Source organism: Flavivirga amylovorans, from assembly GCF_030540875.1.
Classification (GTDB): Bacteria; Bacteroidota; Bacteroidia; order Flavobacteriales; family Flavobacteriaceae; genus Flavivirga; species Flavivirga amylovorans.
Genome location: NZ_JAUOEM010000006.1, coordinates 98,009 through 123,285 on the forward strand (window position 1 = coordinate 98,009; position 25,277 = coordinate 123,285).

The window sequence follows — 25,277 nt, forward strand, 5'->3', positions numbered from 1 at the left end:
TATTTTGCTAATTTGGTATGCTATCGGCTCAAGAAGATATCTAAGTGATTCTAAGGACTGTAAATATCCTTCAGATCATTTACCTGTTTATGTAGAAATACAACTCATCAAAACTAACTAAGATAGAATTATGAACAAAAGACTTTTCTATTGTTAATAGCAGTTGTATCTGCATTGGTTGGATTATTTATAGAACTACCATTGACGTTATTTTATAAGTGGTTAATTTAAAGCTATTTGTCAGAGCCTTTCGACTTCGCTCAAGACAGGCTAAAGTGAAGAATCTTTGTCTAAATTAATTATTTATAATTCATCCCTTTTACAAACATAGGATGACATCCGATAACGTCATTTCATACGCTTGATAAAAAAATTTTCTAAGGTCTCATAGTTTTCAGATTAATAAAAATGTAATCTCAAGATAAATAAACATTTATAAAAAAGCCTCCGATTTCTCGAAAGCTTTTTTATACTATATACTAGCAGTATTAGAGAAAAAATGGTTCTCTAATTTATTTTTCAGGTAATAAAATAAACTCAGCGTAATTATTCATATCAAAATAGGCATTCGCAGCATCTTGAAACATCTTAGAATCTATTTTATTAATACTTGCTTCATACTCTAAAACAGACTCAAAATCTAATCCGTATTTATAAGCTTCTTTTAGTTTAGATATCCAATATCCATTATACTCTAAAGCATCTTTTGCATTGGCCAATTCTGCTTCTTTAATTTTATTTAAATCTTCGGGTGAAGCTCCTTGTTTTTTAATTTTTTCTATTTCTTCAAATACTTTTGCTATTAATTTATCTACATTATCAGGATCGCATGTAAACCTTACATTCATTCTATACCAATCATAAGGTATCTCTGAAGCATATCCTGAGACTTGTACACCGTATACTCCAGCCATTTTTTCACGCATTTCTTGTGTGAGTTTAATTTTAAGCAACTTTCCTAGCAGATTTAATTTTTTCTTCTCTTCTAATGAAAATTCAAAACCTCCAATAAAACGCATATCTACTTTGCTTTTATCATCTACTCCTTTTACTATGGTCTCTTTAACACCTCCTTGGGTATATCTTAAACCAATATCCTTCCAAGAACTTGTTTCGTTTAAATTAGAAGAGAGGCTTCCTAAATATTGCGTTACATATTCTTTCAGGGAATCGATTTGAAAACTTCCAACAAAAATAAATGTAAAACCATTTGCAGATGAAAACCGTTCCTTATAAAAATTATATGCTACATCAAGTTTTAAACCATCTTCAATTTGGCTGTCAGTTAAAGGTATTGCTCTTAAATGATTTTTTGTCATGACCTCACTTATTCTTTTTTCAAAATAACTTCCTGGGCTTTTATCTTGATCTTTATATGTAGACTTTAAGTTTTCTTTAAATGCATTAAAAACGTTTTTATCCTTATTCGGTTTAGTAAAGTATAAATGTGTCATTTGCAACATGCTTTCCAAGTCTTTTGATGAACTACTACCAGAAAATAATTCGCTATAAAAGTTTATACGTGGTGAGATGCTAAGTGTTTTTCCCATATTCAGCTTTTTCAAATCTGTTTTAGAGATTTCATTAACACCGCTAGAACCTATTATATTCCCAGCATTTCTAGCTGAAACATATAACGAATCTGGAGCGATTGAACTTCCTCCAGGCCTAAAACCATTCATAGAAATCAAATCATTTTGAAACTGTGTTGGTTTAGCTATAATTGTAATACCGTTAGCCAGTTCCCAAGTGGTAACATCTACCTTTTTATTATATGTTTCTTTTATAATGTTTCCTGGTTCTGGTTTATGGGACATTAATTCAATATCGCCAAGTTTATCTTTATAAGCTTCGATATCTTTTAAAGTAATCTTTTTAAGTATTTTTTTTATATCATTTTCAGTTGGTAATTTTAAATCTTCTTTTTCTATAGCATTTATAACTACTGCGGCGTTATCTTCTCTTACCCATTGTTTACTTATGTTATTAACGTCTTCAACAGAAATACCAGGTAAAATTTCTTTATAAAATTCATACTTAAATACATCACTAGGAATTGGTACATGGTCTGTAAAATTATCTATGTATTGTTCTACATAATACTTTGTAGATAGCTTTCCTGTTTCTTTTCTACGTATATCAGCATTATTGAGTAAAAGTGCTTTGTAACGTTCTAATTCAGTCGCTGTAAAACCAAATCGCTTGGCTCGTTCGCTTTCTGTTAGTAATGCATCAATCCCCTCGGTAACTTTATCTTCTTTAAGATTGGCTCTTAAAAAATAGCAATCCATATTAGCCAAAAAGTTTCCTATTCCAGCAGTTGCTGATAAAAAAGGGGCATTGGACTTGATTGAAACCTCATTTAATCGTTGCCTTAGCATCCCTGAATACAAACTCCTTAAAAGTACCTGTTTATAATCTTGTAGGGTTTCAACCTCAGTTTCTTGCTTTTTAATATATATAGAAACTTTAACACCCTTAGTTTCTTTATCTGTAATGACCGTAATTTTTGGTTTTTCATTATCAGAAATTTCATAGTACACTCTTTCCTTCGGATTTTTTACTGGTTTTATATTCTTAAAAATTTTCTTAACTTTTATTTCGGTCTGTTCTACATCAAAGTCTCCTACTAAAACTAAAGCCATCAAATCCGGGCGGTACCAATCATTATAAAAGCGTTTCATCACATCATATTTAGAGTTCATGATAACATCTAACGTTCCAATAGGTAGTCTATCCGCATATCTGGAATTATTTGTTATTACAGGAATTGACTTATAATACATACGCATACCAGCTCCACTCCTAGCCCTTAACTCTTCTGCAACAACGCCTCGCTCATTATCAATTTCTTCATGAGAAAATGTAATGCCGTCGGCCCAATCCCGTAACACTTGTAAACTTGTACCTAATGTTTTTTCATCTGTTGGAACAGATAGCTTGTAAACGGTTTCATCAAAACCAGTATGTGCATTTAAATCTGCTCCAAATTCAATACCAAGACTTTGTAAATAATCGATAAGCTCGTTTTTTGGAAACTTTTTAGTCCCATTAAATGCCATGTGTTCTATAAAATGTGCCAATCCTAACTGATCTTCATCTTCTAAAATTGAACCTGCATTAAGAACCAAACGCAACTCTGCTTTATTTTTTGGTTTCGCATTGTGTTTTATATAATAGGTAAGTCCATTACTTAGTTTACCCATTTTAATTGTGGGGTCTATAGGTATGTGATTGCTTAAATCTTCAACTTGTGCTATCAGATTAAAATTCCATAGATATAAAATTGAAGCTATTATTACTGTTACGTTTTTCATGATTGATGTATTCAAAATTGTTATTTTATTAATTTTTATTTACCTAATTTAAAATCGAGATGAAACACTTTATTATTTATTCGATTGTTTTCTAAAACACTATTTATTATGACCTTTTAATTATGATTTGAATGGTTATACTTCTATCCATATATAAGAATACTAAATAAAAAAGAACGTTTATAAATAATATGATTTATGAAAATAAGATAGGGTATTTTCCAGTTATTTTACACTGTTAAGACTATCTTTCTTTTAGTCTAAATATTAAAAACAGGACTTAAAACAATGATTTTAAGCCCCATTTAAGATTAATAAAATTAAGATTTATATAATCTTAACATATCTCACTAAATAAATATTCTCTAATAAAATATTAATTATGCATTACATGAAACAGCACAGCCGTCAGAAATTGCAATCATACAGAGGTGATCACCCTCACACCCATAAATTTCTACAGTACACAAAAAACAAAGCTCAAAACAATCGATAGAAAATTCACTAAGTGAAATATTACCATCTCCATTCTGATCTAGTGATCCAAAGGATGAATTTTTTTTTAAAATGGAAGACATAAAAGTAGCAGACTTGTATTCATCCTCACTGATAAGACCATTGCCATTAGTATCAATATCCATAAACGAAGGAATTACGCATTCCTCAGGAGGTTGAATATTATCCACTTGAGCTCTTATTTTTCTCTTTCCATTGATAAATTCTATCTTAGAAAACCAAGCCCCATCAATTGTTCTTACGTTAACTACTGTATTTTTGTTTTTCTGATTATCTTTAAATGATTCAACTGAATGAACTACTGATTTATAATTCGTTAAATCAGATTCATTAAAATAAACTAATAAAACCTCTGATAAATTTTCATTAGAAGTTTTTAGAGGAATTGAAAAAGCAAATTTACCCTCATTATCTTTAAACTTATATAAGCTAACTTCATCTAAATTAGGGCTTAATGCATCTATTTTATTCATTAAAAGATAATTACTCACTATTTTACTTTTCGAATTAATGACACCTAGACTCTCAATATTTTCTGGTAAAGTTCGTTGGTTTTTTAAAACGCTTACTGTATCGGGTAAAGTTTGTATGTTTTCATTTTTAGTATTCCATGAGATAATAAACCCCATACATAAGACTAATATTATTTTTTTCATAATTCTAAATTTTGATTTCTTAAAAAGTGTTAAAAAAATTATGAGGTATATTACCTTTGCAATATATTCCTCTGATTATTTGTTATATAATTTATCTCATTGGCAGATAGTTTTAAGGTTAAACATGTCGAACTGTTTGTATCTATTAGCTCTTAATCAGAGGTTTATTTATTATCCTTAAAACTAAATATTGTTGGTGCAGAAATACAGCACCATGAGATAAAATATATGTTTTTTCTTATTAAGTTATCAAGATTTAACTTCAAATATCAGATTAGAAATCCTACCCTTTTTAGTATATATATAACTTCTTCTACTCCTATTGTATATGATAGGACATTTAAAATCTTTTTTGAGTTCATCAATCAAACTATATAAACTCCTTTTAGAAATACTTAATTTTTTTGCACATTCTTCCGGACTCCCAGTAGATTCTAATCTAATTAGTTGGTCTAATTGTTCTACTCTGTTTATATACTTATGTAATGACATAATTATAAGATTAAGTTACAAGTCCCAAAAAACGATACTAAATTTCAAGTAAAATAGAGCTCTAAACCTTTGGGGAATTTAAAGCCCTATTGAAGGTAACTAACTCAAACAATTAAAAAAAATTATTCATAACCTGGGTTCTGATCTCCCAATGTTATAGCGCCATTTCCATCTATTTCATCTTCTGGTATAGGTAAAATATATTGATTTGAACTTGTAATAGTTGGTTTCAAGGTCATAGCTTTATCAAAGCGTATGGCTGCAAACCATTCACTACCGTTTTCAAAAGCTAATTCTCTTACTATTTCATTAAAAATATCGTCTTTAAGTTCGTCTATATTTGTAGCAGGAGAGTCACCTATTCCTGCACGGTTTCTAATGCTATTTAAAGGCGCACTAGCTTCTAAAAGTGTAGCACCGCTAAAAGCTAAACCTTCTGCTTTTATTAAATACATTTCTGCTAAACGCATAAAATAAGTAGGCCTAAATGTATCTCTATTATTCGTTTTTAAAACCGTTAACCCGTTAAATGTTTGTGGTGCTCTTGGATCCCCAGACATTACGCCGGGAAACCATGTATTACCTGCTCTACCAAAGTAAAATCGTTTTATATTTCTATCCTCAGTATCAGAGTTCTCATCACGATACGTCATAAAAATCATTTCTGATGAGTTTACCCCGTTAGCAAAAGCTGCTTCAAAACTAGGCTCTAAACTGGTTGTAGCATCATTAATAACTTCATCCGCTAAAGCCGCAGCTTCTGCATACATACCCATAAATAACAAAACCTTTGTTTTTAATGCTTTTGCTGCAGTTTTAGAACCTCTGTAAGATACTGAATACTCTGAGGCATCAGCAATTGCAATATCTAAATCTGATAAAATTTGTGCGTAACTTTCTGCTACCGTACTCCTCGCTTTATCTCTAGTGACAAAGTTTGAAGGTTCTGTACGTAATACAATCCCTAAATTACTGTTTAAATCAAAAAACTGTCCGTAGTATCTTAACACATCAAAAGTTGCCATAGCCCTTAAAAAATGTGCTTCACCAATAATTTCTTTTTTATTTTCTGTCGTGATTTGTGCTTCAGTTAAGTTTCCCGTTAGTGCAATAGAGTTATTAGCTATATCAATAACCTTATAAAAAGTAATCCAAAAATTATTTACTATAGAATTATCAAATTGGAGTTCATTTTCAGCAAATTCTAAACTCGATGAAGTAAGACCTAACCGACTCATAGACCCTATGAGAACACTGGGTATTAGTTCTGTATACATATAATATTCATCACTAGTCCCCAATGTTATTGTACTATATATACCATTTAATAAGGCTCTGGCATCCGTTTCGTTTTTAACTACATTTTCTGCAACCAAATTATTTGGCGGGTCATTTTCCAATACATCTACCAACTCGCATGAATAAATGATAAATAATGTGACTATATAAATTGCTATTTTTTTCATAATTATCTTTTTTAAAATCCTATTCTTACTCCCATAGTAAACACTTTTGCTATGGGGAAACGATTATTATCTTGTCCTGCGCTAATATCATTATTAAACAAATTAGAAGCTTCTGGGTCGGCACCTGGGTAATTTGTAATTGTTAACAAATTCTGAGCTGCCACGAACACAGACATATTATCCAAAAATTTTAATTGCTTTAGTGTTTCTTGTGAAAATGTATAACTAAAATTTAAAGTTTTTAATCTTAAATATGAAGCATCATAAATATAATGTGATGAGGTTCTGTCGTTATTATTAGGATCGAAATACACCAGTCGAGGTATATCTGTATTGCGATTATCTGGAGTCCAAGCATCTAAAACACGACTCACTTTATTTTCACCAATAAACGTACTTGCAAAACTTGTATTTCTACCTAAACGAACAGCATCAATATCGTTACCTACGGAAAAGGTAAAGAATGTAGATAATGCAAATCCCTTATATTGAAATGTGCTATTAAATCCACCAAAAAAATCAGGTTGCGTATCGCCAATAACTTGTCGATCTAAATTGGTAATTCTACCATCTGGCACACCATCTGGTCCTGTTAAGTCTTTAAATCTTAAATCACCAGGAGCGGTCTGTGCATTTTGATATACTCCTGTTGGAGAGGCTGTATTTAAATCATCTATAACTTGTTGGTCTTGGAAAAGACCTTCGGCAACAAATCCGTAAATTAAGCCTATCGGACTTCCTTCTCTCAATCTTCCTCCACCAGGGAACCCTACTAAAAACCCATCTTCATCTCTAAAGTCATCTGAAATCCCTGTAAGTGTATTCTCGTTTTTACTAATATTAAAAGCTATATTCCAATTAAAATTATCGGTTCTAAGGACATCACCTTTCAATTCTAGTTCAATACCTGTGTTTTTAGTATCACCTATATTGGCAATAATTCTATTATACCCAGTGCTACCGGGAGTAATACCTGTAAATAATGCATCTTTTGTTTCTTTAGAATAATACCCTAAGCCACCACTAAGCCTTCCTTTAAAGAACGAAAAATCTAAACCAAAATCAATTTGTTCAGTCGTTTCCCATTTTAAAGTGGTATTACCCAATTGTGATATTACAACAGCAGGATCTAGCCCATAATTCTCAGCTTGAAAAAGTGTTCTCCAAGCATAGTTACCAAAATCTTGTTGGCCAGTAGTTCCAACACTTGCCCTTAATTTTAATTCATCTATAAAAGTAACATCATCCAAAAAGCGTTCATCAGATATTCTCCAAGCAACAGCAGCAGCAGGAAAAAAAGCATACTGATTATCTGTCCCAAATTTTGAGGAACCATCGACCCTTGCTGATAATGTCAACAAATATTTATTATTAAAATCGTAATTGATACGACCAAAGTAAGATGCTAAACCAGAACCTTGTTCAAAAGACGAGGCATCAGTAAATGTAGTTGCACTACTAATATCAGTTAATATATCATTGAAAAAACCTTCGCCCCAGGCTTTTACATTTGAGGTTTTATTTCTTTCAAAAGAGGCTCCTAAAACAACATTGATATTATGCTTATCAATTATCTTATCGTAAGTTAAAGTGTTTTGCAAGAGTGTATTTACAGAACTACTTCTACTTTCCTGAGCATAACCATCACCCAAACCTTGCAATCGACTAAAACCTCCTCCGTTTGTAAAAAGCGGATAAAAAGTTTTTTGATTACCCGTATTATAATTGAGCGAAAAAAGTGTTTTAAAATTAAGGCCTTCTGCCAATTTTAATTGTGTATATAACGATCCTAAAACTAAAAATGTTACATTGTTATTTGTAACTTTTGAAAGTGCCACTGGATTCTGGAAATTGTATTGTGGTGAAAACGAATAATTGCCTTCGTCATCAAAAACAGGAAGATCTGGTCTAAAATCGTACGTTAACTGAGTAAGACCACCATCAGTAGCATCCTGATCTGCAGAGGAAATATTCAATTTAGTACCAAAGCTCCAATTATCATTAATATTAGTATCCAGATTAACAATAAGAGAATACCTGTCAAACCCTGTATTATCATAAACACCATCCTGAGTATTAATACCTAATGACGTATTGTATTTTGTATTTTTTGAACCTCCAAGTACTCTAAAGTAATATTGTGTAGATATTGGTGAACCTGGACTAACTTCATCTTCCCAGTTGGTATCTGCGTTGCCAAAATAAGAACCGTCTAAAACCGCACGAGTAAAAACATCATCTCTTGTACCATTTTCTACTGCGGTAGTCCATACGTCTTTAAATTGTTCTGCATTTAAAACATCTAAGGTTTGTGCATTTTGTGTAATAAGTGAAACATTAGCTTCAAACTTTGTTTTGCTAGAAAATGTACCTTGTTTCGTATTTATAATAATAACACCGTTAGCTGCTCTAGAGCCATAAATTGCAGCTGCAGATGCATCTTTTAAGACGCTTATAGACTCTATATCCTGTGGATTTATATTACCAATTGGCGTACTTAACCCTTCAGTATTTAATCTATTCGTTAAAAAATTATTCTCACCACCACCAACAGGAATATTACTGTTGGGTGCTACAGGAATCCCATCAATAACATATAAGGGTTGATTAGACCCCAATAAAGAGGTATTTCCTCTAATTCTTATTCTTGCAGCTGCACCTGGTTGTCCAGATGAATTTGTTACATACACACCTGCCACTTGTCCCTGTAATGCATTATCTAAATTTATTGTTGGTGTTTGATTTGTTATATTAGCAACATCAACTGTTCCTACAGATCCTGTTAAATTTTGTCGTTTAACTTTTCCATAACCAATAATTACAGTTTCATCTAGACTGGTTACAGATTCTTTTAATATAACATTAATCGTTACTTGACCATTAGCAACAATTTCTTGTGTTTCATAACCCAAAAATGAAAAAATCAATACATTCTCTGGGCTTGGTACTGTTATAGAATAATTACCATCAAAATCGGTAGCTGTTCCTGTGTTTGTACCCTTTATACGTACGGTAGCTCCAGGTACAGCAAGTCCATTTTTATCTGTAACCTTTCCCGATACTTTTTGCTGTTGTCTTTTATCATTTCGTGATGTCTCCTTTATAAGGATGGTGTTGTTTTTAGTAACTATAACATTGACATCACCCAAAGACAAACTCATATTTAATAGTTTATTTAAACGAATTTTACCCTTTTTGAGTTCAATTTTAGGAAAGTCCCTAAAAAGGTCTTCAGGATATATAAACATATAATCGTTTGTTTGGGCTTTTATAATTTTAAAAACCTCATCGACAGTTACAGTGATATCTTTTTCAATTACAATTTTTGAGTTTTGGGACAATACATGTTTAGGAGACAAACTGAATACTGTGGTACATAATAGGAAAATGAGCGTTTTCATAACTATTATTAAGAACCGTTTTTTAAAACAGCTTTTAGTTAATTTAATTTCCATAAATTTGCTTGTTATTAGTTAGTTAATGTTTTAATTAAGTAATACATCAAGGGGGATATACAGTTAATTACTTTCCAAGGTTCAAACTGTTTTCCTCCTTCTTTTTCTAAAAATAAATTCCAATTCCATCTTTTCGATAGACCTCTATTATTAGAAATTTCATGTCGTTTTTTACATAGGCATCATTGTTTTAAGTTAATTAATTTTCATCTTTATTTTAATATGACTTTCTTATTATTGATCTCGTAATTTTTGATGATGTTTATATTTTTAATAGTCGTTAAGATCTCTTCTATATTATAGTGCTTACCAATCCTACCACTAAAACGTTCTCCTTTTAAAGTTTCATTTTCAAATTCAACTTCCATATCGTACCAACGTGATAATACTTTCATAATCTCCTTTAATGATTTACCTTCAAAATCGAAAATGCCGTCTTTCCAGGAAATTATACTATTCACATCTACCATAGAAAGTGTTATATCATTATCAATGGTGTTAACTTTTGATTGTTGATTTGGGATGAGTGTTTCTTCTTTAGTATCTGTACTTACCGCAACTTTACCTTCCACTAATGTTGTATAGATGGTTATCTCATCTTTGTATGCTCGAATATTAAACTCTGTACCTAATACCTTTATTTCCTGTTTATTATTATATACTTTAAAATCTGCACCTTGATGCTCGGTACTCGGAGAAACATCAAAATAAGCTTCGCCATATACTAGTTCAACTTTTCTGGTTTCACCTGCTTTAAAATTTACAGGGTATTTAAGTTGAGATTCTGAATTAAGCCAAACCATAGTACCGTCAGATAAGGTTATTTGAAATTGCCCTCCCCTAGGAATGGTAATATAATTGTAAGCTACTTCGGCTACTTCCTTTAAATTTTCTTCGTCAGTTTTATAAACGATATAATCTCCACTACTAAATATATTATTCGCTTCATATATTTGCCCTTTTTCTAAAGTAATATTCGAGCCATCAGATAAGCTTAGTATGGCCTTATTAGTACCCGTTTTAATATTGTTATTTACAATAATTGGCTCAACAAATTTGGGAGTTCCTTTTTTATCTAGAAATAAGGTTAATGCTAGTATTAAAAGAACAGATGCAGCAGCCATATATTTCCAGTTTAGTCTTTTTACTGGTTCTTTTTTCTCTGCTAACAATGGGTTCTGTAATTGAACAACTATAGTATCCCAGGCCTCTTCTTTATCAATAGTATCATAAAAACCTATGCTTCTTGCCTTTTTATGAAATATTAAATACTCCGAAAATTGCTTTTCATTTTCAACACTTTTATTAATCCAGTTCTGAAGTGTTTTAAATTCTTCTTCATTAATTTCTTGCGAAGTATAAGCAATAAAAAGTTTGAGAATATTTGTATTAATCTTATTCATTTGATGATCTTCTATATTACACATATACTAGAAGACAAAAAATGGGTGACAATAAATTTACTTTTTTTTAACTAAAAGTAACATTATAATAACATCTAATGAATTACGAAGTTGTTTTAAGGCTCTTGAGTAATGCGTTTTTACAGTATTTACAGAAATATTGAATTGTTCCGCTACTTCTTTATATTTCATATTTTCTAAAACAATGGCTTTGAATACTTCCTTACTTTTTTCTGGTAATGACTCAACTTCATCAAACAATTTCTTTTTCCTATCTTCAATAGCTGTCATGTCCAATTTTTCATCTTCAATTAGCTTATTGACCTGATCTTCTATGTCTTCAAAACGATATTTGGTTTGTTTCTTCATAACCTGTAATGTGTTATTTTTTACAGATCGAAATAAATAAGGGCTTATAGCTCCTTCTAATTTCATGTATAGCTCCTCATCCCAAAATTTAATAAACAAATCTTGAACGATGTCTTCTGCTAGTTGAAATGAATCACAATACTTCAATGCATAGATACTCAATGGCATATAATATTCATCAAATAATGTCTTATAGGCTGAAGCATCACCATTTTTAAGGTTTTCAAGGATTTTTAAGTCTTTAGATCCCATCTATATGATTTGAATTGAGAGTATTGTGAATAACCAATATTGTGCTAATATAAATCAATATAATAAATGTAATTGTATTTAACTCAATATGATTGAAATAATGTAAATAAAAAAAGGGTTTCGACATTCTCGAAAATCTTAATTTCACTGGTAAAACTCATATTAATTCTTATCCTAGATTCACGTTATTTTAATATTTTTTTTACTTAAAAAGACTTTTGATGATCCCGCTTCAAATCTATTTTACAAAAATTTTACTTTCTTATAGTGTTGAGTATAAACTTTAGGCGACATAGACATAAGCGCCTTAAACCTTCTATTAAAATTAGAAATATTATTGAAACCGGATTCGTAACAAACTTTAGAAATGTTTTTATTTCTTTCCATTAAAAGCTTACAAGCGTACCCAATTCTAACTTCTGTTAAATATTCTGAAAATGATTTACCATTTACTTTTTTAAAAAGCCTGCTAAATGACGATGGATTCATACAAGCAATTTTGGCAACATCTATAAGTGTTATCTGCTCTTTAAAATGATTAAATATATACTCATAGGCTTTATCTAAGTTTCTATGACTTCCTTTATTAAACGAATTTATAAACCCCTTGCTAGCTAATAACTCATAAGTTTCACAATGAGCTAAATCATTTAAAACATCAATAAAACTCATAATCCTATTAAACCCATCAAGGCTAGAAATCGATTTTATTTTATGTACTAACTCTGGACTAATATTTAGGAATTTAATACCATACATAGATCGCTCTATTAAATCTGAAATTGGTGCCATCTCATTAATACTTAAAAAATGGTCTCCAAGAAAATCTTGTTTAAAATGAATAGCAATCGCTTCTGCCTTAAGTTTAGAAGACGCTTCAAAATACTCGTCATCATTCAACCACATATGTGGCAAATCTTTACCTATAAGCACTAAATCTCCCTCATCGAATTTAAGAATACTATCACCTACAAATCGAGTCCCTTTACTTTTTATAGATAATACTAATTCAAGCTCTCTATGATGGTGCCAAATTTTTAAAAAATATGGATAATTATGGTGCGTAACACTAAATGTATTATTTTTTAAGTCACTTCTATCTATAAAATGAAGTTTCATATACGCTTCTAATTATTGATTTTATTATACAATAATAGCTTAAATATTTTTTTTAATGCAATTAAAGTATCATAAATTGCTTTCTATGAGGTAGATTTAACTTAAAAATCGATCTAATTTTGTGTTCTTAATACAGATTTTATGAAATACATTGTTTGCGAAAAGCCAGGAGAATTTCTTTTAAAAGAAAAAGACGCTCCAGTTAGAAAAGAAAATGAAGCATTATTACAAATAAATAAAGTTGGCATATGTGGAACAGATCTGCATGCATACTCTGGAAATCAAGCCTTTTTCACTTATCCAAGAATTTTGGGACATGAATTGGCTTCTGAAGTTTTAGAAATAGGAGACAATCCTCAAGGAATAAAAGCTGGAGATAAAGTAGTTGTTATGCCTTACGTTAGTTGCGGAGAATGCATCGCATGTAGAAATGGTAAAACAAATTGCTGTACCAACATTACAGTACTGGGAGTACATGGTGATGGTGGCATGCAAGAACAAATAACTGTGCCGACAAATATTTTACTTCCTGCTAACAACCTCACTAATGATGAAATGTCTATTGTAGAACCTTTAGCAATTGGTGCACATGCAGTTAGAAGAGCAGATATTAAAAAAAATGAATTTGTAGTGGTTGTAGGTTGTGGGCCTATAGGAATTGGCATCATGAAATTAGCACAAATTGAAGGAGCAAAAGTCATTGCTTTAGATTTAAACGATGACCGCTTAGCATATGCTAAAGACAAAATTGGTGTTGACTACACTGTTAATGTCGGTAATGACCCTGTAAAGCAAATCTCAGAAATAACTAATGGAGATATGGCAACAGCTGTATTTGATGCATCGGGTCATAAAGGTGCTTTAGAAGCAGGCCCGAACTATATGGCTCATGGGGGACGATTTATATTAGTAGGTTTATCTAAAGGTGAATTAACTTATACCCATCCAGCAGTTCATGCAAAAGAAATGACATTAATGTGCAGTAGAAATGCAACTACAGAAGATTTTGAACACGTAATAAGCATTTTAAATCAATTCCCAACAGACTCTTTTATTACTCACACGGTTCCATTTACAGAAATGATAGAGAATTTTGACAGTTGGTTGAATCCAGAAACTGGCGTTATTAAAGCGACAGTAAATTTTAATTAAACATTATAGATGTCTAAGAATTACGTACAAATAGATCTCAAAGATAATATTATTGTAGCTATTACACCTCTTGAAAAAGGAACGGTAACTACAATTCAAGGTACTGATATTATCTTAAAAGAGACTATAAAACAAAAACATAAGTTCGCCTTAAATGATTTCGCTATAGGTGATGAAATTTTCATGTATGGGGTGTTAATAGGTAAAGCTATAGAACCTATTCAAGCTGGTTGTGCTATTACTATTGATAATGTAAAACATGCCTCTGCTGAATTTCAAGATTCTAAAGAAAAATTTACTTGGTCAGCTCCAGATGCTTCTAAGTTTGAAGGAAGGACATTTAATGGATATCACAGAAAAGATGGTAAGGTAGGAACAGGGAACTATTGGTTAGTAATTCCATTAACGTTTTGTGAAAATAGAAACGTTGATGTTTTAGAAGGAGCGCTTTCTGAAAAATTAGGATACGAAACAAAAAAAGATTTTGCAGTAGATACAGATGCTCTAATCAATCAATATAAGTCAGGAGCTTCTAAAGAAGCTATCTTAAACACCCCGATTATTACTACGAAGGAAGAAATGACTAAAAATCGAATTTTTCCCAATGTAGACGGTATTAAGTTTTTAAAACACGATGGCGGCTGTGGTGGTATTCGTCAGGATTCGGAAACGCTCTGTAAATTATTAGCAGGTTATATTGCAAATCCTAACGTAGCTGGAGCTACTATTTTTAGTTTAGGATGCCAGAATGCACAAATAGAAATGCTTCAAAATGCATTGGATGCCATAAACCCAAACTTAGATAAGCCTGTTCATTATTTAGAACAGCAAAAAAGTGAAAGCGAGCGCCAACTAATTGAAGAAGCCGTTAAACACACATTTTTAGGGTTAATTGAAGCTAATAAAATTACCCGACAACCTGCACCTTTAAATAAATTAGTACTTGGTTTAGAGTGTGGTGGTTCAGATGGGTTCTCAGGAATATCTGCAAATCCAGCTTTAGGTTATGCCTCCGATTTATTAGTTGCACTTGGCGGAAGTCCCGTATTATCAGAATTCCCCGAGTTAAATGGTGTAGAACAAGAGATTATCAATCGCTGTGAAACAGAAGAGGATTCAAAGAAATTTTATGATTTAATGCGAGCCTATTCTGCTGCTGCAGTAGCAGTGGGATCTGGGTTTGAAAATAATCCTTCGCCAGGAAACATAAAAGACGGATTAATTACAGATGCCATGAAATCTGCAGGAGCTGCTAAAAAAGGTGGAACATCTCCAGTAACTCAGGTTTTAGATTATACAGAACAAGTTACAAAACCTGGTTTAAACTTATTATGTACGCCTGGTAATGATGTTGAGTCTACAACTGGTTTAGTAGGTTCTGGATGTAATGTCGTGGTATTTACAACAGGGCTGGGTACACCTACTGGTAACCCCGTAGCACCCGTTCTAAAAATGTCTAGTAATACGCATTTGTTCGAAAGAATGAACGACATTATAGACATCAATGCAGGTACCGTAATTAGTGGAGAAGACACTATTGAATCTATGGGTGAAAAGATATTAGATCACATTATAAAAGTAGCTAGCGGCGAAGTTGCTTCAAAAGCAGTACTTCATGGTAATAATGATTTTATTCCTTGGAAAAGAGGCGTTTCTTTATAAGTTCATAGTTATGAGCACTGAAAACCGAACACTAAAATAGATTAAGCAAAAAAATAATAGCCAAAAGCTAACAAAAATGAACACATTAAATAGAAATACAGCAAAAGCTAATACTTATACAGAACGCATTATCCAATTTGGAGAAGGCAATTTTTTAAGAGCCTTTGCCAATTGGATGATTCATGAAATGAATAAAAAAGTAGCTTTTGATGCGGGAGTTGTAGCCATACAACCTATCGATCAAGGTTTAATTAAAATGCTAAACGATCAAGACGGTTTATATACATTATATTTAAATGGTATTAAAAACGGACAGGCTATTAGTGAACATGACATTATCGATTGTATTCAAAGAGGTATCAACCCTTATGAAAACTACACAGATTATTTAGCAAATGCTGAAAATCCAGACTTACGCTTTGTTATTTCTAATACAACAGAAGCTGGAATTGCTTATAATCCTGATGACACATTAAAAGACACGCCACAATCAAGCTATCCAGGCAAGTTAACAGCGTTACTTTATAAACGATTTCAAGCTTTTGGGGGAGCTTCAGACAAAGGTATGATTGTAATACCTTGTGAACTAATAGACAAAAATGGCGATAATTTAAAAAGAATTATTTTGAAGTATGCGGCCGATTGGAATTTAGGGGATGCATTTGTAGAATGGATACATGAAGACAATATTTTTTGTAACACTTTAGTCGATAGAATTGTTCCTGGATATCCTAAAGATAAAATGGACACTATTACTAAAGAATTAGGATACAAAGACAATTTAGTTGTAGAAGGTGAGCAATTCCACTTATGGGTTATTGAAGGGCCAGCTTCTGTAAAAGAAGAAATCCCTGCTGAAGTTTGCGGTTTAAATATCGTGTTTACAAACAATATGGAACCATACAGAACACGTAAAGTAAGAATCCTAAATGGTGCACATACAACCTTAGTACCAGTTGGTTATTTATACGGTATAGACAAAGTACGTGAATCTTTAGAAGATGATGTGGTTGGTGGCTTTTTAAAAGATGCCATTTTTGAGGAAATCTGTCCAACTTTGGATCTTTCTAAAGAAGAACTGGATCAATTTTCTAATGATGTATTAGATCGTTTTAAAAACCCTTATCTAGAACATGCATTGATTAGTATTTCGTTAAATTCAACATCAAAATACAAAACAAGAGTATTGCCATCGGTGTTAGAATACATTAAAAGAAAAAATGAATTACCTAATAGATTGTTATTCTCCCTAGCTTCTTTAATTGCCTTTTATAGGGGTAATAGAGATGGAGAAGCTATTACTTTAAAGGATGACCAATCTGTCTTGGATTTCTTTGCTTCGCAATGGAAAACAGAAGACATTGCCGGAATTGCAAAAGCAACATTATCCAATACAGATTTCTGGGGAATCGATTTAACAGAATTTGATGGACTTCTAGACACAGTAACAACTCATTTAGAAAACATCATCACAAATGGCATGAAGCAAGCATTAAAGACTTTGTAAAACCTAATAGTCTTTTAATGATAAACTAAAAAAACCACAATAATTAAAATATCAGTATAAAAATGATCATAGACTCTCATCAACATTTTTGGAATTATGAACCTCTAAAACACGAATGGATTGACGACAGTATGTCTGCAATTCGTAAAGATTTTTTACCTGATGATTTGAAAAAAGTATACGCTGAAAATGATATTGATGGTTGTGTAGCAGTACAAGCAGATCAAACTCTAGCTGAAACTGATTTCTTATTAGATCTAGCTTCTAAAAATGATTTCATTAAAGGCGTTGTTGGTTGGATTGATTTAAGATCAGACAACCTAGAAACAGATTTAGAAGCCTATAAAGAACATGAAAGACTAAAAGGTTTTAGACATGTGGTACAAGGTGAAGCAGATTCCAACTTTTTATTACGCCCTAATTTTTTAAGAGGGATTTCAATTTTAGAAAAACATAACTATGTATATGATATTTTGGTGTTTCCTCATCAATTGGGAGCTGTCTTAGAATTTGTAAAACAATTTCCAAATCAAAAGTTCGTGATTGATCACATCGCTAAACCATATATAAAAGATGGTTTTTATGACGGGTGGGCTATTTTAATGAGAGAAATTGGAACATACGACAATGTATATTGTAAATTGTCTGGTATGATCACAGAAGCAGATTTTAATACATGGACACCTACACAAATACATCCGTACATGAATTTAGTTTTGAAAGCTTTTGGTACTAAAAGAACCTTATTCGGATCGGATTGGCCAGTTTGTTTGGTGGCAGGAAATTATAAAAAAGTAAAAGAATTAGTAACAGAATTTATAGCAAAAATGAGTTCTACAGAACAAGCTGCCATTATGGGTGGCAACGCTATTAAATTTTACAATTTGAAATAATAAAAAACATTTAAAAATGGATTTAGGATTAAAAGGAAAAGTAGTTGTTATAACGGGAGCTGCAGGAATTGAGGGTAGTATAGGAGAAACCATTTTACAAAAATTAGCAGACGAAGGTGCTACTCCAGCCGTAATAGATAGAAATGCCAGAGGTTTTGGTTATGTTGAGAAATTACAAAAAAGAGGTATTGATGCTATATTTTGTCAAGCCGATGTTACAAATCCAGATCAAATAAAAAGTGCCATTCAAACTATTTCAGAAAAATATGGCAGAATAGATGTTGTAATTAATAATGTTGGAGTAAACGATGGTGTTGGACTAGATGCTTCTTATGAAGATTTTATGAACTCATTAAAATTAAACATGGTTAGTTATTTTTTAACCGTAAAACATGCCTTACCATTGCTAAAAAAGTCAAAAGGAAATATCCTAAACATTGGCTCTAAAGTAGGCTTAACTGGCCAAGGAGGGACATCTGGCTATGCTGCATCTAAGGGAGGTGTACTAGGATTAACACGTGAATGGGCTGTAGATTTAATCAAAAATCAAATTAGAGTTAATGCTATAATTATAGCAGAAAGCTGGACACCTGCTTACGATAATTGGATAAAAACACTTGAAAATGGTGAAGAAAAATTGAAGTCTATCGTTAAAAAAATTCCTTTACAAAATAGAATGACAACTCCGGGAGAGATTGCAGATACTTGCCTTTTCACAATATCAAATAAATCATCACATACCACCGGTCAGTTTATATTCTGCGATGGTGGGTATGTACATTTAGATCGATCTTTATTAACCGAATAATAAATCATTTGTTATATAATTTAAAACAAAATAATCTGCTTTTGAATTGATTAAAGAATATATTTATCAACAAACTTAAATAATGTTTTATGAGTAAGCTTAAAAATATACCTGTAGTACCTAAAAAGTTATTAATTCCTTTCATTGCCGCAACATCAATTTTTGCACTATGGGGATTTGCAAACGATTTAACAAATCCAATGGTTGCTGCATTTAAAAAAGTTATGGTACTTTCTAACAAGGAAGCTTATAATGTACAATTTGCTTTTTACTTCGGATATGGAGTTATGGCAATTCCAGCAGCTCTATTTATAAGAAAGTTCAGCTACAAATCAGGTATTTTACTCGGTTTAGCATTATATGCAATTGGAGCCGTACTTTTCTATCCTGCAGCCCTCGAAGGAAGTTATACCTATTTTTTAATTTCTCTATTTGTTATTACTTGTGGTCTTGGATTTCTTGAAACTACTTCAAACCCATTAATTTTGTCAATGGGAGATCCATCAACGGCCACGCAACGACTAAATTTGGCTCAATCCTTCAATCCTATTGGCTCTTTAACAGGAATGATGGTAGCAAAATTCGTTGTTTTAGATAGAATTTTATCTGCAGACTATGATGATAGCTCTGAAATTGTAGCTTTAGGGACAGAAAAAGCCGCAGAGATTAAAGCGCATGATTTAGACATTATAAGTACGCCATACATTGCTGTAGGTATATTTGTAGCTGTTGTTTTCTTTATTATATGGAAAACAAAAATACCTTCAATGACTATGGGTGAAAACTTATCAATTAAAGAATCTGTAAATAGAATCTTTAAAAGCAAAACATATTTAGCAGGTGTTATAGCTCAGATGTTTTATGTTGGCGCACAAATTATGTGTTGGACAGCTATTTTTCAATTAGTTGAATATATTAATGAAAGTTCTATAAAAGCAAATCAAATTGATGGCACATTTTGGAATATCGCAGCCATGGTCTTATTTGTATCTACTAGATTTATTGGAACAGCTCTTATGAAAAAAATTAATCCTGCTAAAATGTTAACTATTTTTGCAATTGCTGGTGCTATACTTTGCCTTGGAGTAATGACTACCACTGGGATAACAAGTTTAGTTTGTCTTGTATTAGTTTCTGTATTTATGTCAATTATGTTTCCAACCATCTATGGCTTAGCACTTAAAGATATGGGAGAAGAAGTGAAACTTGCTTCTTCTGGTCTTATAATGGCTATTGTAGGTGGAGCATTTTTACCGAAAATTCAAGCTTCAATTATGGATTTTGGAGATACAGTAAATGATAAAGAAGTGTTTGGTGATGTCGTTACTGGTGGAATGACTGAAATACATTTTTCATTTATATTACCAATGATATGCTTAGTTTTTGTTGCTATTTATGGTCTTTATGCATATAGAGTTACAAAAAATTAATTATTAAAAAACAGTTATATTATAATTATGAGTATTAAAAGATATTGCTATTCGTGCGATTTAAAAGATGATTCTAAGCTTATTGCCGAATACAAAGAGTATCATGCTGCTGGTAATGCATGGCCAGAAATAACGAAAAGTATTAAAGATGCTGGCATAGTTGATATGGAAATTTACTTAACAGGAAATAGAATGTTTATGATTATGGAAGTTGATGACACTTTTGATCCTGTAAAAAAATCTGAAATGGATGCTAACAATCCTAAAGTACAAGAGTGGGAAAATCTTATGTGGGATTACCAACAAGAATTACCTTGGGCTAAAGATGGTGAAAAATGGATTGCACTAGAGAAGGTATTCAAATTAGAAGAATAATTAATAGACAATCTCTTTTTTTAAGCTGATAATAACAAAAAAATAGAGCAACTATAAGTGGCTCTATTTTTTTTCATAGATTTCTTAATTATAGTTTTAAAATTCATAAAACACTAAATTACAGTTATTTATATTTATTATAAAAAGAAAAATAAATTTTATTTTATTAAAACGTATACAAAAACTTTAAAAAGCACTAATACGTAAATAAATTCTTATTATTAAATGATCTTGAACATTATACACCCTTAATTAGACCATTTAAAACACTAACAACACCCTAAAATTCAGCATTTTTACTTGATGAAAATGGTTGAAAAAAACTCATAGCAAATTTAATTTAGTAACCGATCATTTTTTAACTTGTTAACATTTTATAATAGAGCTAATTTCTCTCCTTAGCTCTATTTTTATTTATCTCCTTACTTATTTAAATTTTGACTCATATGTTCTGGTATGACTCCAAATTGTTTCTTAAAACATTTTGAAAAATAAGAAACTGAATTAAAACTGTTTTTTTTAATATATTTACAAACCAGAACAGAACAGGATAGATTATCTATGAAAAACAAATTTATTTTCGATATTGACCTTAACAGTGATACTCCAAAATATCAACAATTAGTTAACACCATAAATGATGCTATTGCTAATAACTCAATGCTTGTTGGCGATATGCTCCCTTCTGTTAATAGCATTTGTAAAAAATATAAACTATCAAGAGATACTGTTTTTAAATCATATAGTATATTAAAAGAGCAAAACGTAATAGACTCTGTACCCAACAAAGGGTATTATGTTGCTAATGTTACAAGAAAAGTACTTTTAGTATTAGACACGTTTAAAGCCTATAAAGAAGTTTTATATCATTCTTTTATAAATAATTTACCAGATAATTTTATTACAGATGTACAATTTCATCATTACAATATTGAAAATTTCAAAACCATATTAAATAATAGCAAAGGAAAATATTACAAATATGTTATTATGGGTTTTGACAATGATGAAGTCTCTTCTGTTTTAAATGGTTTTAGAAATGAAAAGCTACTTTTAATAGATTGGAATATACATTGTAAAGCAGGTAATAATTACGTTTGTCAAGATTTTGGTGAATCATTTTTTAATGTATTAAAAGAGGCGGGTGAATCATTCAAAAAGTATAAAGAAATTCATTTTGTTTATCCGAAATTCACTTACCATCCAATAGAAGCAATCTCTTATTTTAAGAAATATTGTAATAGCTTTCAGTTTAAATATAAAGTAGTCACAAACTTAAAGAATTTTAATGTTGAAAATAACATTGCTTATATAAGTGTCAGTGACCGTTTTTTAGGAACATTTTTAGAACAATGTCGAAGCAAAGATTTAGAACCAGGAGTTGACGTTGGTTTTTTATCATATAATGAAACACCGATGAAAAAATTTATTTATAAAGGCATCTCTGTTATTTCTACCAATTTTAAAGCGTTAGGACAAAAAGCTGCCGAATTTATATATAAAGATGCCCCCATGCAAGTATTTATACCCACTAACCTAATATTAAGAGAATCGTTATAAGTGATGTACTATATAGGATATGATTTAGGGAGTTCTTCTATAAAAGTTGCCATTGTAAATGCAAAAACAGGAGAAAAACTATCAGCACTACACGAACCACAAAATGAAATGGAGATCATTGCCATTCATTCAGACTGGGCAGAACAAGACCCCAACCTATGGTGGGAATATGTATGTATAGCAACAAAAAGAGCCATTAAAGAAGCAAATATAGATGCTTCTTTAATTTCTGGTATTGGAATTTCTTACCAAATGCACGGATTGGTTGTTGTTGATAAACAAGGAACACCTTTGCGTAATTCTATTATTTGGTGTGACAGTAGGGCCATCGAAATAGGGAATCTGGCATTCGATGCTTTAGGACATGATACCTGTACTGAAAAACTATTAAATTCTCCGGGAAACTTTACAGCTTCTAAATTAAAATGGGTTCGTGAAAATGAACCAGAGCTATATTCAAAAATCTACAAGTATATGTTACCTGGAGATTTTATAGCTTATAAATTAACGGGGGTTATAAACACTACAAAAAATGGCTTATCTGAAGGTATTCTATGGGATTATGAAAATGATTCATTAGCTAGTTTCTTATTGGAACATTACGGCATTGATCCTTCATTAACGCCAGATATTGTAGATAATTTTACAAATCAAGGAACGGTTAACGAAAAGGGAGCCTCAGAAACAGGGTTACCTATCGGAATTTCTGTAAACTATAGAGCTGGTGATCAACCAAACAATGCATTATCCCTAAACGTATTCAATCATGGTGAGGTTGCAGCTACCGGAGGAACTTCTGGTGTTGTTTATGCCGTTACTAATACTTTAAAATCAAAAGAAGCTTCAAGAATTAATCATTTTGCACATGTAAACTACACAAAAGAGAACCCTACTCTAGGAAAGTTATTGTGTATTAATGGTTCAGGGATACAATACCGTTGGTTAAAAGATAATTTGGCTTGCAATTCGTATGAGGAAATGAACAATAAAGCGAATGAAGTTCCTGTAGGTTCTGATGGTGTTTGTGTGATTCCTTTTGGAAATGGTGCAGAAAGAATGCTAAACAGTAAAAACATTGGATCACATTATTGCAACTTAAATTTCAATAAACACAATGATGGACATTTATACCGTGCAGCTTTAGAAGGTATTGCTTTTTCTTTTGTTTATGGTATGGATATTTTAAAAAATGATGACGCTACAATCAATGTTATTAGAGCTGGGAATGACAACTTGTTCCGTTCAGAAATATTTTCAAATACTGTCGCTAGTTTAATCGGACATGAGATAGAAATTTATAATACCACAGGTTCTGTAGGTGCTGCAAGAGCAGCTGGTTTAACCGATGGTGATTTTGAAACGTTTGGTGCAAATATTACAAAAAATGATCACGTTATGACTTTTGTGCCTATAAAAAATAATGAAGCTTATGTAAAAGCTTATCAAAATTGGAAAAAAGAATTAGAGATTATATTAAACAATAAATAAAGTATTTTAGAATAATGGCAACTTTAGGCAACAAAGAATACTATAAGGGCATAGGCGAAATTAAATTTGAAGGAAAAGAATCTGATAATCCGTTAGCATTTAAATACTATAACCCAGATCAGGTTGTAGCAGGGAAAACAATGCGTGAGCATTTTAAATTTTCTGTGGCATATTGGCATACATTCTGCGGACAAGGGTCTGATCCTTTTGGATCAGGTACACAAAATTTTGAATGGGATCAAGCTACAGATCCAGTACAGGCAGCAAAAGACAAAGCAGATGCAGCTTTTGAATTTATTACTAAAATGGGATTTGGATACTACTGCTTCCATGACTACGATTTAATTCAAGAAGGTCCAACTTTTGCTGAGTCTGAAAAAAGATTGTTAACGATTACTGATTACTTAAAAGATAAGCAAGCTACTTCTGGGGTTAAGTTACTTTGGGGGACAGCAAACTGTTTTTCCAACCCACGTTATATGAACGGTGCGTCAACAAACCCTGAGTTTGATGTGGTTGCTAGAGCTGGTGGTCAAATTAAATTGGCTTTAGATGCTACGATCGCTTTAGGTGGTGAAAACTATGTATTCTGGGGTGGTCGTGAAGGGTATATGTCTTTATTAAATACAGATATGGGACGTGAATTAGACCATATGGGACGTTTCTTAAATATGTGTAAAGATTATGCCCGTGCACAAGGCTTTAAAGGAAACTTCTTTATTGAACCTAAACCAATGGAGCCTTCTAAACATCAATACGATTTTGATTCAGCCACAGCTATAGGATTCTTAAAAGAATATGGATTAGATAAAGATTTTAAAATCAATATTGAGGTTAATCATGCTACATTGGCACAACATACGTTCCAACACGAATTAGAAGTTGCTGCAAAAGCCGGCATGTTAGGAAGTTTAGATGCGAACCGCGGCGATTACCAAAATGGATGGGATACAGATCAATTCCCTAACAATATCCAAGAAACCACAGAAGCCATGCTTGTATTCTTAAAAGCTGGTGGATTACAAGGTGGTGGTGTTAATTTTGATGCCAAAATAAGAAGAAATTCAACAGACTTGGAAGATGTTTTCCATGCGCATATAGGTGGCGCTGATACATTTGCTAGAGCGTTACTAATTGCAGACAAAATCATAACGTCTTCTCCTTATGAAAAACTAAGAACAGAACGTTATAGTTCTTTTGATTCTGGTAAAGGATTAGAGTTTGAAAAAGGAAATCTGAATTTAGAAGACTTATACAAAATAGCTCAAGAAAATGGTGAGTTATCTTTAAAAAGTGGAAAACAGGAGTTATTTGAAAATATTATTAATCAATATATATAACCAATAAAATCACAAAC

The 25,277-nt window shown here is 31.7% G+C and carries 18 protein-coding genes; 10 read left to right on the plus strand and 8 right to left on the minus strand.

Annotated elements, in window-relative coordinates:
- Window positions 1–512: 512 nt before the first annotated feature.
- The 8 genes from Q4Q39_RS16445 to Q4Q39_RS16480 all read right to left on the minus strand — a co-directional run bounded on the left by Q4Q39_RS16445 (window position 513) and on the right by Q4Q39_RS16480 (window position 13,045).
- Window positions 513–3,317, minus strand: a complete 2,805-nt coding sequence (locus tag Q4Q39_RS16445; RefSeq protein WP_303283642.1) for a M16 family metallopeptidase — start codon at window positions 3,315–3,317, stop codon at window positions 513–515.
- Window positions 3,318–3,697: 380 nt separating this feature from the next.
- Window positions 3,698–4,489, minus strand: a complete 792-nt coding sequence (locus Q4Q39_RS16450) for an EF-hand domain-containing protein (protein ID WP_303283643.1) — start codon at window positions 4,487–4,489, stop codon at window positions 3,698–3,700.
- 249 nt (window positions 4,490–4,738) lie between these two features.
- Window positions 4,739–4,981, minus strand: a complete 243-nt coding sequence (locus Q4Q39_RS16455) for a hypothetical protein (RefSeq protein ID WP_303283644.1) — start codon at window positions 4,979–4,981, stop codon at window positions 4,739–4,741.
- Window positions 4,982–5,103: 122 nt separating this feature from the next.
- Window positions 5,104–6,447 (minus strand): RagB/SusD family nutrient uptake outer membrane protein, encoded by a 1,344-nt coding sequence (locus Q4Q39_RS16460; protein WP_303283645.1) that lies wholly within the window; start codon window positions 6,445–6,447, stop codon window positions 5,104–5,106.
- A gap of 11 nt (window positions 6,448–6,458) precedes the next feature.
- A complete protein-coding gene (locus tag Q4Q39_RS16465; RefSeq protein WP_303283646.1) occupies window positions 6,459–9,848 on the minus strand; it encodes a SusC/RagA family TonB-linked outer membrane protein in 3,390 nt (1,129 codons plus the stop codon).
- 266 nt (window positions 9,849–10,114) lie between these two features.
- Window positions 10,115–11,305: a FecR family protein gene (locus tag Q4Q39_RS16470; RefSeq protein ID WP_303283647.1), complete on the minus strand. Its 1,191-nt coding sequence runs from the start codon at window positions 11,303–11,305 to the stop codon at window positions 10,115–10,117.
- A 57-nt stretch (window positions 11,306–11,362) separates the two neighbouring features.
- Window positions 11,363–11,926: an RNA polymerase sigma factor gene (locus Q4Q39_RS16475; protein ID WP_303283648.1), complete on the minus strand. Its 564-nt coding sequence runs from the start codon at window positions 11,924–11,926 to the stop codon at window positions 11,363–11,365.
- Window positions 11,927–12,169: 243 nt separating this feature from the next.
- Window positions 12,170–13,045, minus strand: coding sequence for an AraC family transcriptional regulator (locus tag Q4Q39_RS16480; protein ID WP_303283649.1), 876 nt, complete (start codon window positions 13,043–13,045; stop codon window positions 12,170–12,172).
- A 141-nt stretch (window positions 13,046–13,186) separates the two neighbouring features.
- Here Q4Q39_RS16480 and Q4Q39_RS16485 point away from each other — a divergent pair, with 141 nt between their 5' ends.
- The 10 genes from Q4Q39_RS16485 (at window position 13,187) to xylA (ending at window position 25,260) form a co-directional block, all read left to right on the plus strand.
- Window positions 13,187–14,197: a zinc-binding alcohol dehydrogenase family protein gene (locus Q4Q39_RS16485; RefSeq protein WP_303283650.1), complete on the plus strand. Its 1,011-nt coding sequence runs from the start codon at window positions 13,187–13,189 to the stop codon at window positions 14,195–14,197.
- A gap of 9 nt (window positions 14,198–14,206) precedes the next feature.
- Entirely contained in the window at window positions 14,207–15,859 is a 1,653-nt protein-coding gene (locus Q4Q39_RS16490) for a UxaA family hydrolase (protein WP_303283651.1), read from the plus strand.
- Window positions 15,860–15,935: 76 nt separating this feature from the next.
- Window positions 15,936–17,366 (plus strand): tagaturonate reductase, encoded by a 1,431-nt coding sequence (locus tag Q4Q39_RS16495; RefSeq protein ID WP_303283652.1) that lies wholly within the window; start codon window positions 15,936–15,938, stop codon window positions 17,364–17,366.
- Between the two features lie 62 nt (window positions 17,367–17,428).
- The gene (locus Q4Q39_RS16500) at window positions 17,429–18,259 is read left to right on the plus strand and encodes an amidohydrolase family protein (RefSeq protein ID WP_303283653.1); all 831 of its coding nucleotides are present in this window, start codon (window positions 17,429–17,431) and stop codon (window positions 18,257–18,259) included.
- 16 nt (window positions 18,260–18,275) lie between these two features.
- A complete protein-coding gene (locus tag Q4Q39_RS16505) occupies window positions 18,276–19,067 on the plus strand; it encodes an SDR family oxidoreductase (protein ID WP_303283654.1) in 792 nt (263 codons plus the stop codon).
- Between the two features lie 89 nt (window positions 19,068–19,156).
- On the plus strand, window positions 19,157–20,497 hold the full coding sequence (gene fucP, locus Q4Q39_RS16510) for an L-fucose:H+ symporter permease (RefSeq protein ID WP_303283656.1): 1,341 nt from the start codon (window positions 19,157–19,159) through the stop codon (window positions 20,495–20,497).
- A gap of 27 nt (window positions 20,498–20,524) precedes the next feature.
- Window positions 20,525–20,872: an L-rhamnose mutarotase gene (locus Q4Q39_RS16515; protein ID WP_303283657.1), complete on the plus strand. Its 348-nt coding sequence runs from the start codon at window positions 20,525–20,527 to the stop codon at window positions 20,870–20,872.
- 561 nt (window positions 20,873–21,433) lie between these two features.
- Window positions 21,434–22,432 carry a GntR family transcriptional regulator gene (locus Q4Q39_RS16520; RefSeq protein ID WP_303283658.1) on the plus strand — a complete coding sequence of 333 codons (999 nt, stop codon included), beginning with the start codon at window positions 21,434–21,436 and terminating at the stop codon, window positions 22,430–22,432.
- 3 nt (window positions 22,433–22,435) lie between these two features.
- A complete protein-coding gene (locus Q4Q39_RS16525) occupies window positions 22,436–23,920 on the plus strand; it encodes a xylulokinase (RefSeq protein WP_303283886.1) in 1,485 nt (494 codons plus the stop codon).
- Between the two features lie 14 nt (window positions 23,921–23,934).
- Window positions 23,935–25,260 carry a xylose isomerase gene (gene xylA, locus Q4Q39_RS16530; RefSeq protein WP_303283659.1) on the plus strand — a complete coding sequence of 442 codons (1,326 nt, stop codon included), beginning with the start codon at window positions 23,935–23,937 and terminating at the stop codon, window positions 25,258–25,260.
- Window positions 25,261–25,277: the final 17 nt, after the last annotated feature.